Here is a 17,334-nt window from a genome sequence, read left to right on the forward strand (position 1 = left end):
CGTGCACCCCGTTTCCGAGGGTCACGCGGCGCCCGGCTCACAGCGCGCCGACCGCCGTCCGGCCGGCCTGCCGGGCCCGGCGCACCACGGCGTATCCCTTGGTCAGGGCCCGGTCCTTGGCGAAGGTGCGGGCGATCGCGCGGCCCTGGACCATCCGCTCGAACGCGTCGATTCCGGTGGTGCGGCGCACGGTGACGCGCCGCAGGGCGTACGGCCCCTGCCGGCGCCGCGCCAGGTCGTTGCCGACGGCGAGCGCCTGCGCGTACCCCGTCTCGCGCACCGCCTCCCGCACCCGGCGGCTGGAGTAGCCGTACGGGTAGGCGAACGAGGCCGGTACGGAGCCCAGTTGGTCGCCGACGATCTCCTTGCAGTGGATCAGCTCGAACCGCAGCGCCTCGTCGGACACCTGGTCGAGCTGCGGATGGCTGTGACTGTGCCCGCCGATCTCGACCCCGCGGCGCGCCAGCTCGCGGACCTGCTCCCAGTCCAGCATGGTGTCCAGGGCGTCCCCGGTGTCGTACGGGCCCCGGATCCATCCCGTGGTGACGAACAGCGTGGCCGGGAAGCCGTGTTTGGCGAGCGCGGGCAGGGCGTGCCGGTGCACGCCCTCGTAACCGTCGTCGAAGGTGATCAGGACGGGCCGCTCGGGAAGCGGGCGTCCGGATCGCCAACTGGCCGCCAGATCAGCCGTGGTGACCGGCGTGAAGCCCAGGTCCGCGAGCACCGCCATCTGTTCGGCGAACGCCTCCGGCGTCACGGACAGGGCGCGGGTGGCGTCGCTCGGCTCGGTCGCGACCGAGTGGTACATGAGGATCGGCACGGGTACGTCAGCCATGGCCGTCCTCCGGGGTCGCCATCGGGGTGCCGTTCCCGTCGGCCGTCGCCGGGAAGCCGTCCTGGGATATCGGCGCCACCCTGAACCTGGTCCCACCACGCCGGGCACGTACGCTCCCCACCACGTATCCGCCCGCCGCCGTGAGCACTCCGGCGACGATCGCGCCCGCGCGGCCCGCGCCGCCCGGGCGGGCCAGCAGGGCGTCGCGCAGGCCGCGGGCGACCCCGGCCGGCAGGACGCGGGTCGTGTACCGGCGTTCGGACTCCAGGCCCTTGCCGGCGCCGACGCTCCTGGCCACCAACGCCTTCGACAGGCCCTCGGCGTACGTCCGCGTGCGGAAGTACCGGAAGTGCTCGCGCGCCTCGGGCACCCGGTGGTGGATCACCGCACGGTCGTCGATCAGCAGGACCGCGTCGGGCCGGGCGCGGCTGAGGCGGATGCACAGCTCCGTCTCCTCGCAGCCCAGCGGGCGTTTGTCGCCGTCCCGTCCGATGCCGGTGGCGAAGCCGCCCGCCGCGTCGAAGGCCGTACGCCGGAAGGAGGCGTTGCCGCCCAGGACGTTGCGCACCCGGACGCGGCCGCGTGGCAGACCCCGGTACGTACAGCCCACCACCCAGTCGAACTCCTCCGGGAACCAGGCGGGCCGCCGGCCCGAGGCCCAGATCGGCACCGTACGTCCGCCGACCGCCATGACCCGCGGGTCGGCGTACGCCTCGGCGAGGTGCCGGAGCCAGTCCCGCTCGGCCACGGCGTCGTCGTCGAGGAAGGCGACGACCTCGCCGCGCGAGGCCGCGATCCCGGTGTTGCGGCCGGCGGACAGGCCGCGGGGGCCCGCGTTGGCGAGCACCCGCACGACGGCGCCGTCCGCGGACTCCTTGAACTCCCTGCTCAGGCAATCCAGCAGGGGCTGGTTGTGGTCGACGACCAGCAGTGTCTCCAGGGCCGGCCGCGACTGCGCCCGCACCGAGGCGACCGCCGCGAGGATGTCCTCCCAGCGGTCCTCGGTGTACACGCAGATCACGACCGAGACACCCGGAGCGGAGATGCCCGGGTCGCTCAAGACACCTCTCCCCGCACCGCGTCCAGCATCGGCGAGTGGTGCGCGCGGCGGCGCAGCGCACGCCGGTTGGAGCGCTCCTTGAGGATCACGTTGAGCACCCGGAAGCCGTCCCGTACGGCCCGCAGGTTGCTGGTGCCGTGGATGCGGAGGTACTCGTGGCTCGGGATCTCCTGCACCTTCAGCCCGGCCTTGACCACCCGGATGTTCATCAGCGTCTCGACCTCGAAGCCGGTGCAGTCGAGGTCGATCTTGTCCAGGCAGTGCCGCCAGAACGCGTTGTACCCGTAGCACAGGTCGGTGTAGCGGGCGCCGAACTTGCGGTTGACGACGGCGCACAGCGCCCGGTTGCCGAGCTTGCGGATGAAGGTCATGTCGTCGGTGCCGCCGCCGTTGGCGAAGCGGGAGCCCTTGGCGAAGTCGGCGCCGGAGACCAGCGCGGAGACGTACGACACGATCTCGTTGCCGTCGGCCGAGCCGTCCGCGTCGACCATCACGAGGATGTCGCCAGTGCAGGCCTGGAACCCGGTGATCAGGGCGTCGCCCTTGCCCTTGCCGCGCTGCTCGACGACCTTGACGTCGGGCCACAGCTCACGGGCCACCTCGACGGTGCCGTCGGTGGAGTTGCCGTCGACGAGGACCACTTCGTGGATCCAGTCGGGCAGGGTCTTGAAGACGTACGGCAGGTTCTCCGCCTCGTTCATGGCCGGGATGACCACGCTCACCGGCGGCGCGATGGCCAGGTGCGAGGAGACGGGCCGGTAGGTACCGGCGGTGGGCTGCCCGGCGGGCGACGGATCCCGGTCCGTGCTCGCCGGCTGCAGAACTGAGCTCATGAGTTTGGTCCCTCTCGTCCGGTGGACCGCCCCCCCAGGGCAGTCCGGATCCACGTCCGGTTCGAAAGGGGGGTTGTTCTCACCCACGCATGCGGAAATGGAACTCCGGGCACGCCGGGTGAGCTGGCAAAGCTGGCCGGTTCGCGAAAAGCGGCAGCCGACCGCGCGGCACGACTCGGTCCCATGGTGCGGTCACCGAGCACGGCACCCCCCTACCGCGCCCCGCGTCGGCCGTCGCGGTCCTTGAGCCCTCCCCTAGAGCCGCGTACTGACGGACGATGCGGGTGAGATGTATGACGGTATTGACGATTGAACCCGTATGGCAAGACCTGGAACGAGGCCTCACGTTTTTGTTGGTTTGGCCGTTGCGTGCACCTCCCGAGCCACCAGCATGGCGACGACGCCCGCGCCCGCAACCACGCCACGGACTGGACCGATCGGTTCCGGCCGGATCCAGGGGCGGGTGGAGGTGCGGGTCGGGCTGCGGGTGGAGGCGACTGCCTCGTCCACGGGCGCGAGAGCGCGCCCGGTTCCGGAAACCCTGAGACGGATGACGTGCATGGCCGACTTTGCCCCCCGAAGCGTCGGATGTCGCGCTTCAATGTCGCGCAGCGTGCGGGGAGCGTCAAGGGCCACAAGGCCCTGAGGCCGGAATTCGTCCGGGATTAAACAGGTGTTCCCCGGAGGCGAACTCGCCTCCGGGGAACGGAAGTTCACAGTGAGCGGGCCGTCAGGGTCACGGCACGATCTTCAGCAGCCGGTTCGGGGAGCCCGTGCCCGCGCTGGTCACCTTGCCGGTGGTGGCGCCGTTCACCAGCGCCGAGGCGACCTGGGCCGGCGTCGAGGCGGTGTGGCCCGCCAGGTAGACCGCGGCAGCGCCCGCCACGTGCGGGGTCGCCATCGACGTGCCGGAGATGGTGTTGGTCGCGGTGTCGCTGGTGTGCCAGCCCGCCGTGATGGAGGAGCCGGGCGCGAAGATGTCCAGGGCCGAGCCGTAGTTGGAGTAACTGGCCTTGGCGTCGGTGCTGGTGGTCGCGCCGACCGTGATGGCCTCGGAGACGCGTGCCGGGGAGGATGAGGAGGCGGTGGTGCTGCTGTTGCCCGCCGCTACGGCGTAGGTGACGCCGCTGGCTATGGAGTTGCGGACCGCCGTGTCCAGCGCGGTGGAGGCGCCGCCGCCGAGCGACATGTTGGCGACCGACGGGCCGGAGCGGTTGCTGGTCACCCAGTCGATGCCCGCGATGACGCCCGCGGTGGTGCCGGAGCCGCTGTTGTTCAGCACCCGGACGGCCACGATCTTCGCCTTCTTGGCGACGCCGTACGTCGAGCCCGCGACCGTCGTGGCCACGTGGGTGCCGTGACCGTTGCCGTCGGAGGCCGTGGTGTCGCCGTCGACGGCGTCGTAGCCGTAGGAGGCACGACCGCTGATCTGCGCGTGGGTGATGCGCACGCCGGTGTCGATGACGTACACCGTCACGCCGCTGCCCGCGCTGTCCGGGTAGGTGTAGGTGCCCGAGAGCGGGAGCGAGGTCTGGTCGATACGGTCCAGGCCCCAGGGGGCGTTGGACTGCGTGGCGGCGAGCTGGACGCGCTGGTTCTGCTCGACGGAGGCCACCGCCGGGTCGGCGGCGAGGCGCTTGGCCTCGGTGGCGGAGAGGGTGGCGGTGTAGCCGTTCAGCGCCTTGCTGAACGTCTTCTTCACCGTGCCGCCGTACTCCTCGACCAGGTCCTTGCCCGCGGCCGAGGACGCCTTCAGGCCCGCGCTCTTCTTGAGCGTGACGATGTAGCTGTCCTTGATCGCGGTCGGGGAGTCGGCGGCGAGCACCTTCCCCTCGGCGGGGGCGGCCTGGGCGGGGAGAGCGGTGAGCCCGCCCACGAGGGCGGCGGTCGCGACGGAGGTGAGCGCGGCGAACCGGAATCTCTTGCTACGCAGTTGTGCCATTACGAGGGAGTCCTCCTCTAGGCAGCGCGCGCCTGGGTGGGGCACGCGTCTGTGGGGGGTGTGCGCGGGCTCGCGCACACGGCCGGGAGCGTCGCGTTCCGCTCCGGGCCGGAGTAAAGCGTCGGCCGACTACGGGCGTAGAGCAAGGGAGTTGAGCATCAATCAACAAACCTGTCATGCCCATGAAACAAAACCTGCGATGAACGGGCTGTGGGGATCCCGGAAAGGGGCGAAAAGTCTTGGCATGGACACTTCCCGTCAACACGCGTAGTTGGTACGACGGTTAAGGCAGAGATCCTGCTAAAGGGAGGTTCCATGAGACGTTCCCGACTTGTCCTCCTCCTGAGCGCACTGCTCCTCGCCGTCGCCACCGCCCTCACCGGGGCCGCGACGGCGCAGGCGTCCCAATTCGCCGCGACCGGCGGCTATGTGGCGCTCGGTGACTCCTACTCCTCCGGCGTCGGCGCCGGCAGCTACGACAGCTCCAGCGGCGACTGCAAGCGCAGCACGAGGGCCTATCCGCGCCTCTGGGCCGCCGCGAACTCACCCTCGACGTTCCACTTCACAGCGTGCTCGGGCGCCCGAACGGGTGATGTTCTCACCGGTCAGCTCGGCCCGCTCAGCTCCACCACCGGCCTCGTCTCGATCACCGTGGGCGGCAACGACGCCGGTTTCGCCGACGTCATGACGACCTGCGTACTCCAGTCCGACAGCGCCTGCGTCTCCCGGATCAACACGGCCAAGGCGTACGTCGACTCGACGCTGCCCGGCAAGCTCGACAGCGTCTACTCGGCGATCCGCACCAAGGCCCCCAACGCCCACGTCGTCGTGCTCGGCTACCCCCGCTTCTACAAGCTCGGCACGACCTGCCTCGGCCTGTCCGAGACCAAACGGAAGGCCATCAACGACGCCGCCGACTACCTGGACGCCGCGATCCAGAAGCGCGCCCGCGACCACGGCTTCACCTTCGGCGACGTACGCCCCACCTTCACCGGCCACGAGATCTGCTCCGGCAACTCCTGGCTGCAGAGCGTGAACTGGCTCAACATCGGCGAGTCGTACCACCCGACGGCCGCCGGCCAGTCGGGCGGTTATCTGCCGGTGCTCAGCGGCAACGCCTGACCGTTCACTCCGATCCCTCGGATGCCGTACCGGAAGGAGAAGGGGAGGCCCCGCCCGTCGGGGTCTCCGTCTCGCACGTCACCGAGAACGGCACCGCGTTGGACCTTGCGTGCACCGGCTCCCGCACCTCGACACCGATCTCGTTCTCGAACGTCCCGGTCTCCGAGTACGTCGTCACGATCACCGTGTCCTGCTTCGTACGGCCGTCGCCCTGCGGGAACGACAGCGTCTTCCACCCCGGATCGGCCACCGAGCCGTCCTGCGTCACCCACCGGTAGCTGACCTCGGCCGGCAGCCGCCCGACGGTGAACGTCGCCGTGAAGGCGGGCGCCTGCTCGCTCGCTGGCGGACAGGTGCCTGAGTACTCCGTACGGGCGCCGGCCACCGTCACCCGCACCGACTGCGGCGGCGCAGTGCTCTCCTTGCTGCTGCTCGGACTCGGGGAGGGCTCCGGACGCGAGGTGTCCTGCCTGCCGCCGTCCTCCTCGGTCCGCGCCGGCGAACTCACCCCGGCCCCTTGGCTCGTGTCGCCGGAACCACTCCCGTCACCGCCCCCGTCCCCACGGTTCAGCAGCGTGTACGTCAGCCCGCCCAGCGCCAGCGCGAGGGCGGCCAGCCCCGCGACCAGCACGACGGCGGCACGGCGGTTGCGCTCCGGCCGCGCGGCTGTGGCCGACGTGGTGGACACGGGCCGCGCCGGCGGGCCCCCGACCGGTGCCGGCGGCGTGGGCGACGGGTGCGGCTGCGGGTGCGCCGCGACCGTCGGCGGGTACGGCACCGCCCGTACGGTGTCCGCCCGGGGCGTGCCGCCCGCGCCGATGACCCGCAGCTCCTGCTCGGCCCGCTCGGCCGGCAGCCGCTCCGCCGGATCCTTGCGCAGCAGCCCCTCGATGACCGGCGTGAGCGGACCGGCCCGGCGCGGCGGCGGCAACGCCTCGTCGACGATCGCGCGCAGGGTGCTCAGCGGCGTGTCCTGGCGGAAGGGGGAGGTGCCCTCGACCGCCGCGTACAGCAGCACACCGAGCGACCACAGGTCCGACTCGGGTCCGGGCGTGCGGCCGAGGGCCCGCTCCGGGGCCAGGAACTCGGGCGAGCCGACGACCTCCCCGGTCATGGTCAGCGCGGAACTGCCCTCGACCATGGCGATCCCGAAGTCGGTGAGCACGATCCGGCCGTCGTTCGCGATGAGCACGTTGCCCGGCTTCACGTCCCGGTGCAGCACCCCGGCCGCGTGCGCGGCACGCAACGCGGCGAGCACCTCCGCACCGATGTGCGCGGCACGCTGCGGTGACAGCGGGCCCTCGGCCTCCAGCACCTCGGCCAGGGAGAGCCCGCGGACCAGCTCCATGACGATCCAGGGGCGGCCGCCGTCGGTCGCCACGTCGTACACCGTCACCACGTTCCGGTCGGCGACCCGGGCCGCCGCCCACGCCTCCCGCTCCAGACGGGCGTACATCCGCTCCACGTCGGCGGTCGGCAGCCCGGCCGGGGCGCGCACCTCCTTGACGGCGACCTCGCGGTGCAGCACCTCGTCGCGGGCGCGCCACACCGTTCCCATACCGCCCTCACCGAGCGGGGACAGCAACCGGTAGCGGCCCGCGATCACACGCTCATGACCCGGTTCTTCGGACACGGGCGCCCCCATTCCCATCCGGGCGAATCCTCTGTTTTCCCCGTTTCTCCATGAAAGTAGCTCAGCCGAGGGCGGATGCCGCCCCCTTGAACACCAATCCGGCCCCGAGCGCCACGACGACGAAGGCCGACCCCAGCGGCGCGGTCCTGCGCACCAGCGCCGCCATGGGACCGGCCGTCCAGCGGGGCCGCCGGTCCAGCAGCCGGGTCACGCCGCTGCCCGCCTTGACGACGGCGTACCCGGCCGCGGTGAGGGTCAGGGCCAGTCCGACGCCGTACGCGACGACGAGCAGCAGACCGAACCAGGCGTGGCCGAGCGCCGCGGCACCGACGAGCACCACCACGGCGGACGGACTGGGCACGAGCCCGCCGGCGAATCCCATGAGGATCGTGCCGCGGAGGGTGGGGGCGACGGGGTGGGTGTGGGTGAAGCCGCCGTGGGTGTGTTCGATGGCGTGGGCGGAGGCGTGGGTGTGGGTGTGGGTTTGCGGGTGCCGGTGCGGGTGCGGGTGCGGGTGCGGATGGGCGTGGTTGTGGTCGTGATCGTGGTCGGGCGTGTGGCTGTGGTCGTGAAAGTGACCGTGGTCGTGGTCGTGGTCGTGAGAGTGGCTGTGACCGTGGTCGTGGTCGTGGTCGTGCGCATGACCGTGATGGTGATCGGGGGAGTGGCCGTGCGTGTGGCCGTGTTCGTGTCCAGGCCGCCGGCCGTGCGTGTGGCCCCGGGCGCGCAGGGCCCGGCGTACGAGGCTCGCCCCCGCCAGGGTCACCAGGACGCCGCTCGCGATGCCGAGCCAGGCGATCACCGAGGGGGCGGCCGCCGAACCGGCCGTGACCAGGACGCCGAGGGCGATCACGCCCAGGGTGTGGGTGATCGTCACCGAGGCGGCCAGGGGAAGGACGTCCTTCATCCGGGCCCGGCCGCCCCGGGCGGCGGCCGTCGCGGCCATGATGGTCTTGCCGTGGCCCGGGGCGAGCGCGTGCATCGCGCCGAGGACGACGGCGGCGAGGAGGGCGAGCGCGCCGAAGCCGACGGTGAGGTCGTGCCGGGCGACCAGGTTGTCCAGGGCGCGCGTCCAGCGGTCGGCGCCGCGCGGCAGGACGGAGGCGGCGGGGGCGTCGGACTCCTCCTCGGCCAGGGCCGGTCCGCCGGGGCGCAGACGCAGGGACGCGCTCGCGGTGTCGGCGGGGGAGGCGAGCAACTCCTCGGGATAACGGGTCAGTTCACGGGATACCGACTCCTTCGGCACGTCCGACGCGGTGAGCGTCATACGGTCGCCGCGCGCGGTGACCTCCCGCCAGCCGGGGCCGGACGAGGCGCCCGCGCTGCGGAAGCCGAGGGCCACGGTGTCCTGTTCGGGCAGGGCGGCGGTCAGCCTGCACTCCACGCGGAGGGTGTCGAGCCCGGCCTGACCTGGCCGCACGCGCGCGTGGCTGCGTTCGGCGGTGAGGGCGACCGTACGTCCGTCGACGGTGACCCTGCTGTCCCGGGCGGCGTCCGCGCACCGCTGCCGGGCCCACATCGCCATGCCCAGCCGCTCGATGTCCGGCTCGGCCTGGGTCGCCGGGATCTCGGCGAGGTCCTCGACGTGGTGGACGCGGAGTTCGCCGGGGGCGGCGACGAGGCCGTCGTAGCGGTTGACGGTGAAGTTGCCGAGCGGGTGCGCGCCGGCGGCGCCGGCGGGCAGGAGGGTGAGCGCGCAGGCGGCCGCGAGGACGGCCGCGCCGGAAACGAGGAAGCTGCGGGGGGTCACCGGGACGCCTCCAGGTCCTTCAGAGCCGTACGGGCCGCACGGGCGCCCAGGGGCGAGAAGCCGGGGTTCAGTTCGAGAGCGGCCGTCAGGTGGTCGCGGGCCTCCTTCTCGTGGCCGGTGGCGCGTTCGATCACGCCGCGGTGGTAGAGGAAGACGGCGTTGCGGTAGCCGGTGGCCGTGGCGCGGCGGGCGTACGGCAGGGCTTCCGCGTCGCGGCCGTTGACGTGCAGGGCCCAGGCGAGGGCGTCCGCGGTGTGCACACTGTGCCTGCGGTTCCACTCGGCGCGGGCCGCCCGCAGAGCCTCCTTCTTGTCGCCGTGGTCGGCGGCGGCGAGCGCGGTGTCGAGGTCGGCGTTGACGCCGCCCGCGCGGGCGAGGGCCGTCCAGGCGTCGACGAGGGCGTACTGGTCGCGGGCCCTGGCCCGGTCGCCCTCGGCGCCGCGGGCCTCGTACAGCTCGCCGAGCGCGACGAGCGGGCCGGGCAGCGGGGTACGCGCGACGACCCGCTCCAGGCCATCGATGGCCGCTGCCCGGTCACCGCTCGCGGCCTGCGCGCGGGCCCGGCCCTCCAGGGCGGGGAGGTAGTCCTCGTCGGCGGCCAGGGCACGGGCGTAGTGCCGCAGGGCCGCCTTGTGGTCGCCCTGGTTCCAGGCGAGTTGGCCGAGCGCGGTGGCGACGTAGGCCACGTCCGCGGGCGAGGCGGCACCGGCCAGCGCCCGCTCCAGCACGGAGCGCGCGGTGCGTACGTCGCCGCGCAGCTCCCGCACGTACGCGTACCGCGTGAAGACGGGCACGCCCGGCCGCCTGTCGTCGGCGGTGTCGGCGGCCCTGGCCGCGTCCTCGTACCGGCCGAGTTCGACGAGGGCGTCGATACGGGTGGACAGGGCGCGTTCGCTGTAGGGGTTCTGCTTCAGCGCCCGGTCGGCGTACTCCAGGGCGCCGGGGAAGTCGTGCCGGGCCGCGGCGAGGGCGGCACGGCCGGCCAGGGCCTGGTCGTTGCCGGGTTCGAGGGCCAGGGACCGCTCGAGCGCCCGCTCGGCCTGCGGATACCGGGAGGGGTCGCCCTTGGTGCGGGCCTGCTCGACGTAGGCGAGCCCGAGCGTGGCCCAGCCGCCGAAGTCCCTCGGCTGGGCGCGGAGATGGGCCTGCAGGGAGCGAATGCCCGCGTCGAGGTCCCCGCCGGGCAGTACACCGGGTGCCAGGGCACCGCCCCCGGGCATGGCGGCGACCGGGGCACTGCGACGATCCTGCACGCCCCCGACCGCCACGGCCCCGGCGGTGAGCGCGACGGCCAACAGCACGGCACACCCGGCGAGATGGGCCGCCCGCCAACGCCGCCCGGCCGCAGCGGCCCGCCGCACAGCGGCGACGCGCCGGTCGGGGGAGGCGGTCCCGGGGGCGGCAGGAGGGTCGCCGGGGGTGAGGACGGCCGCGTCGGCGGCGGGCTCCGGCTGGGCGTGTGGCGAGGGGGAACCGCCCTCGCGCTCCCGCGCCGTCGGCGGCTCCTCGTCGTGTCGTCGCTCCGCAGCGCTGTCATGGGTACGCGGAGACATGCCCTCTCCTCGGTCGGCTTGCTCTGTACGGGAGTCGGCGGCGCGGCCCGTGCCGTGGGGGATGGTGGGAACGGGCCGCGCCTGTCGGTGGGGGAGCGGGTCAGTACGCCCGGCCCCGCATGCGGCGCCACCACGACAGGGCGATGCCGATCAGGAGGATTCCGCCGGCGCCCGCGCCCGCCGACATGGCGATCAGGCGGGTGTCGTCGGTGCCCGACGCGCCGGCGGGCCGCAGCGCGTCGCCCAGCTGGTTGCGGACGTCGTTGCCGCTGTCGACGCCCTTGGCGAGCGGACCGCGCGATCCCTCGGTCGGGTTGGCGAGGTAGGGGAAGGAGTGGCCGAACTTCTTGTCGTTCGCGTCGACCGCGTCCCCCAGGTCGTTCTTCGCGCCGAGCAGTTCACCCTCGACGACCTGGAGGGAGGCGTCGATGACGTCGTCGGTCAGGCGACGGCCGTTCGGGAAGCCCGCGTTGTCGCCGTCCAGGACGCCCAGCCGCTTCGGCTTGGCGGCGGGCTTGACGGAGGTGTTCAGACGCAGCTGCTCCGACGGCGTCACGTGCGGCGGCTGGTTGAGGCCCTCGACGCCCTTGAGGAACACGTCGACCAGGTCGTTGCGCGGCTCGTCGGGCGCCGGGATCTTGTAGATCGCCTCGATGAGCTTCGGCAGCTCGGGGTTGGTGACGTTCTTCAGGAACTGGGCGTCGTCCCGCGGCGCGGACGCGTTGAACTTGTCCTTGTCCTTCAGCGGGTTGACGACCTCGTTGACCAGCGGGTTGCCCAGCCGCGAGACCTGCGTGAAGCGCCCCTGCGCGTTCTTGCGCTGCGTCGTGGACCAGATCCCGACGACCGGCTGGTCCGCCGACTCGGTGATCAGGTGGTTCGGGACCTGCAGGGCGATGGAGTTGACGTTGTAGCCCTTGAGGGTGTCGTTGCCGACCTCGGAGAGGTTCCCGCCGTACAGCAGGTCGAACACCCGCAGGTCCAGGAAGAACGGGTCGTCGGCCTGCCCGGCGAACGTCGTCGCGCCGCCCGCGAGTTGGTGGATGGCCTGCTTGCGCAGCGTGTCGTAGTCCGGCATGGACGCCTTGCCGACGTTCGACGGCGCCACCGGCACGTCGTCCGCGACCTTCGTCCTCGACACCGGGTACTGGTTCTTCAGCTTGAGCAGCTCGATGTCGTACGTCTGCGTGATGTTGAGGTCGGGGTCGTCCAGGCTGGTGACCGGGCCCGTGTTGTAGAGGAACGTTTTGTCGTTCTTGACGTGCGTCTTGAACGTGTAGCGGAACAGCAGGTCTTCCCGCGCGTCCCCGTTGCTGTCGACGCGCAGGTCGTACTGGGCGTCCTCGGCGAACGTGAAGAAGTTCGGTCCGCCGGCCGGCTCCTCGAACGGGATCCAGTTCGCGATGATGGTCGTCGTGTCCGGCTTGTCCGGGCTGACGAACGCGTACACGTCCGTGTTGTCGTACTGCGGGGTCCCCGAGATCAGCGGGGCCTCCCGGTGGCTGGAGGCGGAGGCCGCCTCAGGTTCCAGCGCGGTCACGCCGGCGGCTGCGAGCCCGCCGGCGGCCAGCGCACCACAGATCACGGTCGCGATGCTCCCGCGTCCCGCACCGGTCCTGGAGAAAGGTGTCATGCCGTCCGTCCTCAGTGCCAACTTGCCTGACGCACCGGGATTCGGAGCCGGTGCCGGGGCGGATTGGTCGAATCCGAAAACTCGTTCCGCCGCTGCCGTCCTTACGCGTCCCGCACCGGCATTACTCACTGCCCGCACCGGCATCTCCACTGCCCGCACCGGCACCTCGCCCTGCCCGTACGGGCATTGCTCACTGCTCGACCCGCGTTTTCGGCCCGCTGATCCGTATCCCATCCGGAGGTGCGTTCGCTGCGAATGCCTCAGGGGCGGGACGGGACGGTGTGGATGCCTCGGGTGACGGGTCGGCCGGCGTGCGGCCGCGGAGAGGGGAACCGAGTGGAGGCGGACGAGCTGCTGATCCGTGTGGCAGGCGGCGACCAGACGGCGTTCGAGCAGCTGTACGGGCTGGTGTCCGGGCCCGTGTACGGACTCGTGCGGCGCGTGGTGCGCGACCCCGCCCAGTCCGAGGAGGTGGCCCAGGAGGTGCTGCTCGAACTGTGGCGGTCCGCCGCGAGGTTCGACCCCGGCCGGGGCAGCGCGCTGTCCTGGATCCTCACCCTCGCCCACCGCCGCGCCGTCGACCGGGTGCGCAGCGCCCGCGCGGCCGGCGAGCGTGAGCAGCGCGAGGCGCAGCGGGCCCACCACCCCGCCTTCGACCAGGTCTCCGAGGAGGTCGAGGCCGGCCTGGAGCGCGAATGGGTGCGCCGCTGCCTGGACCGCCTCACCGCCCTGCAGCGCCAGTCCGTCACCCTCGCCTACTACGAGGGCTACACGTACCGTGAGGTGGCCGAGCGGCTCTCGCTGCCGCTGGGCACGGTGAAGACGCGCATGCGTGACGGGCTCACCCGGCTGCGTGACTGCCTGGGAGGTGTCGCATGAGGGTTCGTGCCCTTGGTGACCGTATGCCGGCGCTGTGCTGGGGAGGTGCGGCATGAACCTGTTCGCCCGCCTGCTGCGCCGCGAGGACCTGCACTCGCTCGCCGCGCCCTACGCGCTCGACGCCCTGGAACCCGCCGAGCGCGTCCGCTTCGAGCGGCACCTGAAGAACTGCGACCGGTGCGGCGCCGAGGTCCGTGCCCTGTCCGAGGACGCCGTCCGGCTCGCCTGGTCGACCGCCGCCCCGGCACCCCCGGCCCTGCGCGAACGGGTCCTGGCCGCCGTACGGACGACACCGCAGGAACCGGCGCCGGCACGTGGGCACACGCCCACGCTGCCGCCCCATGTGTGGGGCACCCAGCCACCGCCGGCGCGCTCCCGTGCGCCCCGGCCACGCCCCCTGTTCGTGCCGTTCGCCACGGCGACGGCCGCCGCGGCCCTCGTCGTCGCCTCGCTGTTCGCCGTCCAGGCGAACCGGACGCAGGACCAGCTGAACGCCGAACGCGCCCAGGCACGTGAGATCGCCCACGTTCTCGCCGCTCCGGACGCCCGTGCGAGCAGCGGCCGGGACGCCCGGGGCAGCACGATCGGAGTGATCGCTTCCGCGTCGGAGGGGCGCGCCGTCGTCACCCTCGGCGGTCACGACGCCCCGCCGGGCGGGCGTGTGCACCAGCTGTGGCTCATGCGCCCCGGCGCGCAACCGCGCTCCCTCGGACTCTTCGACGGCGACACGCCCTTGGTCGCCTCCGGTCTCGAAAGGTCCGCGACGTCACTCGCCGTAACCGTCGAACCCGACGGCGGATCGCCGCAACCCACCAGCCAGCCCATTGTCCAACTCGCCCTGAAATCGGTCGGATTCGGAGAGTGATCGCCGAGACATCGTCAACCACCTTATGGGGAAGGTGAATCCTGTGACCGCGATACACGTGTGCCCCACCGGGACGATAGGGTTAACCTGCCCGGGCCGGGTGGACTCGTACGGGTGGGGAGTGACATGGAACAGATAACAGTGCGCAGCAGGGCGCGGGTCCCTGCGATCACCTGCGGGAGCAGCGCGAGCAGTTCGCGCCTCGACCGCCACCTGTCGATACTGGCGGGTCCCGCGGTCCCGCAGCGGGAGACGGTCGAGGCGACCTCACTGATGCGTGAACTGACGGCGCGTGACACCACGCACGACCGCAGTGACCGCGGTGCCCGAGTGCGCCGCGTCTCGCTGTTCGCGCCGCTGCGTCGGCTGCGCCGTTCGCTGTTCGGCGGCCAGTAGGACCCGCGCTCAGGAACCCACACCGTCCCGGGCGCGGCGCTGCGCACTCGTCGTCCGTCATCCCCGCGGCACGCAGCGTCGCCCTGGTGTGTGGTCCCGAGCGCGGACACGTCGCTCCCCGCCGTGCCGCCTCCCCGCCCGGCGGTGGCGGGGGGTGGGCACTGTCCCCGCCCGACTCCGGCCGCCCGGACGGCCGTTCAGCGCCTGCCGTGCGTGTACCGGTGGACGGAGAGCGGCAGGAACACCCCGATGAGTACGGCGCACCAGACCAGCGACCCGGCCACCGGATGCGCCACCGGCCAGGCGGCTCCGTCCGGAACGGGAGCGTTGCCGAACAGATCCCGTACCGCCGTCGACACCGCGCTGATCGGATTCCACTCGGCCACCGTGCGCAGCCAGCCCGGCAGCCCGTCGGTCGGGATGTAGGCGTTCGACAGCAGCGGCAGCATGAACGTGGCGCTGCCGAGCTGCCCGGCGGCCTCCTCGCTCTGCGAGGCCAGGCCGAGCAGGATGCCGACCCAGGTGGCGGCGAAGCGGAACAGCAGCAACAGGCCGAAGGCGCCCGCCGCCCCGAGCCACCCGCCCTCGACGCGCCAGCCCATCGCGAGGCCGACCAGCAGCAGCGGGACGAGCCCGACCGCCGTGGTCAGCAGATCGGCCACCGCCTGCCCCACGGGCACGGCGGAGCGGCTCATGGGCAGCGTGCGGAAGCGGTCCATCACGCCCCGGTGCGAGTCCTGGGCGGCGGTGAACATCCCCGTCATGATGCCGTTCGCGACGGTCGCCACCAGCATCCCCGGCACCAGGAACGCGCGGTAGTCCTCGCCCGGCATGGCCAGCGCGCTGCCGAAGACGTAGCCGAAGAACAGCAGGAAGACGATCGGCATCGTCTGCGTCATGACCGTGATCGCGGGCGCGTGCCGGATCCGCTGGAGGTGGCGGCCCAGCATCGCGGTGCCGTCGTGGACCACCGCGCTCATGCGGCGACTCCCTTTCGGTCGGTTCGGTCGGCTCGGTCGGTTCGGTCGGCTCGGTCGGTGAGGCGCAGGAAGACCTCGTCGAGGGTGGGCGGGCGCAGGCTCGCGTCGACGAGCGGCACCCCGGCCGCGTCGAGTTCGCGCACGATCCGGGGGAGGGTGAGATCCGCGTCGAGGACCACCGCGCCCGCGGTGCGCCGCTCGTCGTCGAGCTGCGGCTGGGAGCCGGTCAGCTGGTCGAGGACCACGGCGGCCGCGTGCAGCGCGGGCGTGCCGCCGTCCTCGGCGACCACCACCTCGGCGTAACTCCCGATCCGCGCCTTGAGCTCGGCCGGCGTGCCCTGGTGCGCGGCCCGGCCGTCGTCGATCAGCACGATCTCGTCGGCCAGCTGATCGGCCTCCTCCAGGTACTGCGTGGTCAGCAGCACCGTCGTCCCGTCGTGCGCCAACGCGCGCACGGCGGCCCAGATCTCGTTCCTGCTGTGCGGGTCGAGTCCGGTGGTCGGCTCGTCCAGGAACAGCACCGCGGGTCGGGTGATCAGGCTCGCGGCCAGGTCCAGCCGGCGTCGCATGCCGCCGGAGTAGGTGCGCGCGGGGCGGTGGGCGGCCTCGGTGAGCCCGAAGCGCTCCAGCAGCTCGTCGGCGCGCGAGCGTGGCGCGCGCAGCACACGTGCGAACAGGCGCAGGTTCTCGGCGCCGGTCAGATCGCCGTCGACCGAGGCGTGCTGTCCGGTGACCGCGATCCGGCGACGGACCGCGGCGGCCTCGCGCACCACGTCGTGCCCGGCGACCCGCGCCGACCCGGCGTCCGGCGCCAGCAGCGTCGTCAGGACCCGGACGGCGGTCGTCTTGCCCGCGCCGTTCGGCCCGAGCAGCCCGCAGACCGCGCCCTGAGCCACCGCCAGGTCCAGCCCCCGCAGCGCACGCACCTCGCCGAAGCGCTTCTCCAGCCCCTCACTAAGTACAGCGTACGTAGAAGTCATGTCGCGACCATACCCCACTACGTACGCTGTACGTAACTAGGATGGGAGGTGAGGTGATGATCAATGGCGGGCCGAACGGCCGGACCCGAGGTGATCTGGGCGCGCCCCGAGCGCACGGGCCGTGGCCCGAAGCCCGCGTACAGCCGCGCCGACATCGCGGCGGCCGCCGTCCGCATCGCCGACGCGGACGGCCTCGACGCGGTCTCGATGCGCCGCGTCGCGGCCGAGATCGGCTGCGGCACCATGTCGCTGTACAACTACGTGCCGCGCAAGGAGGACCTGTACGAGCTGATGGTCGACCTGGTCAGCGGGGAGTACGAGCTGTCCGGCGGCCCCAGCGGCGACTGGCGCGCCGACATGCTGGGCATGGCCCGGCAGACCCGTGACATCCTGCGCCGCCACCCGTGGCTGGTCCGCGTGTTGTCGACCGTCTACAGCATCAGCCCCAACGCCCTGCGCTACCTCGACTGGTGCCTCGCCTGCCTGGAGGGCCTCGACGTGCCGCCCGGCACCAAGCTGGAGCTGGTCGGGATGATCAACGGGTCGGTGATGACGTTCGTGGCCAACGAGCAGGCCGTCGCCGAGCGGACCCGCTCCGTGCCGTGGTCGGCGGAGCAGGAGCAGGCCGTGCGCGGCGCCTACATGATGCGCCAGGTTATGACCGGCGACTATCCGCACCTGGCGGCCCTGTTCGCGCAGGGCGTCGCTCCGCCGGACGACCCGGAGGGGGCGTTCGACCGGATGATGACGCGGCTGCTGGACTCCTTCACGCCCCAGCGCTAGACGAGTAGTTCCGATGTGGCTCAGTGGTCGTAAGCGATCAGTGACCTGGTGATGGGTGCGCCGATGGTGCGGTTGTGCCACATCGCACAG

At 72.3% G+C, this 17,334-nt stretch carries 15 protein-coding genes; 5 read left to right on the plus strand and 10 right to left on the minus strand.

The window, feature by feature from the left end; genetic code table 11:
- Nucleotides 1-37 precede the first annotated feature (37 nt).
- The 4 genes from ACYVMZ_RS31475 to ACYVMZ_RS31490 all read right to left on the minus strand — a co-directional run bounded on the left by ACYVMZ_RS31475 (nt 38) and on the right by ACYVMZ_RS31490 (nt 4,670).
- The gene (locus ACYVMZ_RS31475) at nt 38-835 is read right to left on the minus strand and encodes a polysaccharide deacetylase family protein (RefSeq protein WP_461085696.1); all 798 of its coding nucleotides are present in this window, start codon (nt 833-835) and stop codon (nt 38-40) included.
- Complete coding sequence (locus tag ACYVMZ_RS31480; RefSeq protein WP_461085738.1) at nt 828-1,880, minus strand: glycosyltransferase family 2 protein; 1,053 nt, start codon at nt 1,878-1,880, stop codon at nt 828-830. Before ACYVMZ_RS31480 ends, ACYVMZ_RS31475 begins: the two co-directional genes overlap by 8 nt.
- 11 nt (nt 1,881-1,891) lie before the next feature.
- Complete coding sequence (locus ACYVMZ_RS31485) at nt 1,892-2,728, minus strand: glycosyltransferase family 2 protein (protein WP_461085698.1); 837 nt, start codon at nt 2,726-2,728, stop codon at nt 1,892-1,894.
- A gap of 736 nt (nt 2,729-3,464) precedes the next feature.
- Nucleotides 3,465-4,670, minus strand: a complete 1,206-nt coding sequence (locus ACYVMZ_RS31490) for a S8 family peptidase (RefSeq protein WP_461085700.1) — start codon at nt 4,668-4,670, stop codon at nt 3,465-3,467.
- Nucleotides 4,671-4,985: 315 nt separating this feature from the next.
- Between ACYVMZ_RS31490 and ACYVMZ_RS31495 the strand changes: the two genes are divergently transcribed.
- Nucleotides 4,986-5,792 (plus strand): SGNH/GDSL hydrolase family protein, encoded by an 807-nt coding sequence (locus ACYVMZ_RS31495; protein WP_461085702.1) that lies wholly within the window; start codon nt 4,986-4,988, stop codon nt 5,790-5,792.
- Nucleotides 5,793-5,796: 4 nt separating this feature from the next.
- On the opposite strand, the gene ACYVMZ_RS31500 is transcribed toward ACYVMZ_RS31495, so the two are convergent.
- The 4 genes from ACYVMZ_RS31500 to ACYVMZ_RS31515 form a co-directional block, all read right to left on the minus strand.
- Nucleotides 5,797-7,443, minus strand: a complete 1,647-nt coding sequence (locus tag ACYVMZ_RS31500) for a serine/threonine-protein kinase (protein WP_461085704.1) — start codon at nt 7,441-7,443, stop codon at nt 5,797-5,799.
- Nucleotides 7,444-7,486: 43 nt separating this feature from the next.
- The gene (locus ACYVMZ_RS31505; RefSeq protein ID WP_461085706.1) at nt 7,487-9,175 is read right to left on the minus strand and encodes a nickel transporter; all 1,689 of its coding nucleotides are present in this window, start codon (nt 9,173-9,175) and stop codon (nt 7,487-7,489) included.
- Nucleotides 9,172-10,728 (minus strand): tetratricopeptide repeat protein, encoded by a 1,557-nt coding sequence (locus ACYVMZ_RS31510; RefSeq protein WP_461085708.1) that lies wholly within the window; start codon nt 10,726-10,728, stop codon nt 9,172-9,174. Before ACYVMZ_RS31510 ends, ACYVMZ_RS31505 begins: the two co-directional genes overlap by 4 nt.
- A 100-nt stretch (nt 10,729-10,828) precedes the next feature.
- The gene (locus tag ACYVMZ_RS31515) at nt 10,829-12,361 is read right to left on the minus strand and encodes a DUF4331 domain-containing protein (protein ID WP_461085710.1); all 1,533 of its coding nucleotides are present in this window, start codon (nt 12,359-12,361) and stop codon (nt 10,829-10,831) included.
- 336 nt (nt 12,362-12,697) lie between these two features.
- On the opposite strand from ACYVMZ_RS31515, the gene ACYVMZ_RS31520 reads away from it, so the two are divergent.
- The 3 genes from ACYVMZ_RS31520 (at nt 12,698) to ACYVMZ_RS31530 (ending at nt 14,501) form a co-directional block, all read left to right on the plus strand.
- Nucleotides 12,698-13,240 carry a sigma-70 family RNA polymerase sigma factor gene (locus ACYVMZ_RS31520; protein ID WP_461085712.1) on the plus strand — a complete coding sequence of 181 codons (543 nt, stop codon included), beginning with the start codon at nt 12,698-12,700 and terminating at the stop codon, nt 13,238-13,240.
- Between the two features lie 52 nt (nt 13,241-13,292).
- Nucleotides 13,293-14,105, plus strand: a complete 813-nt coding sequence (locus ACYVMZ_RS31525) for an anti-sigma factor (protein WP_461085714.1) — start codon at nt 13,293-13,295, stop codon at nt 14,103-14,105.
- Between the two features lie 126 nt (nt 14,106-14,231).
- Entirely contained in the window at nt 14,232-14,501 is a 270-nt protein-coding gene (locus ACYVMZ_RS31530) for a hypothetical protein (RefSeq protein WP_461085716.1), read from the plus strand.
- 197 nt (nt 14,502-14,698) lie between these two features.
- On the opposite strand, the gene ACYVMZ_RS31535 is transcribed toward ACYVMZ_RS31530, so the two are convergent.
- Together ACYVMZ_RS31535 and ACYVMZ_RS31540 are read right to left on the minus strand one after the other, a co-directional pair.
- Nucleotides 14,699-15,481: an ABC transporter permease gene (locus tag ACYVMZ_RS31535; RefSeq protein WP_461085718.1), complete on the minus strand. Its 783-nt coding sequence runs from the start codon at nt 15,479-15,481 to the stop codon at nt 14,699-14,701.
- Nucleotides 15,478-16,461: an ATP-binding cassette domain-containing protein gene (locus ACYVMZ_RS31540; protein WP_461085720.1), complete on the minus strand. Its 984-nt coding sequence runs from the start codon at nt 16,459-16,461 to the stop codon at nt 15,478-15,480. The genes ACYVMZ_RS31535 and ACYVMZ_RS31540 overlap by 4 nt, the downstream gene beginning before the upstream one ends.
- Before the next feature lie 63 nt (nt 16,462-16,524).
- On the opposite strand from ACYVMZ_RS31540, the gene ACYVMZ_RS31545 reads away from it, so the two are divergent.
- The gene (locus ACYVMZ_RS31545) at nt 16,525-17,244 is read left to right on the plus strand and encodes a TetR/AcrR family transcriptional regulator (RefSeq protein WP_461085722.1); all 720 of its coding nucleotides are present in this window, start codon (nt 16,525-16,527) and stop codon (nt 17,242-17,244) included.
- Nucleotides 17,245-17,334: the final 90 nt, after the last annotated feature.

Source organism: Streptomyces deserti, assembly GCF_054782695.1.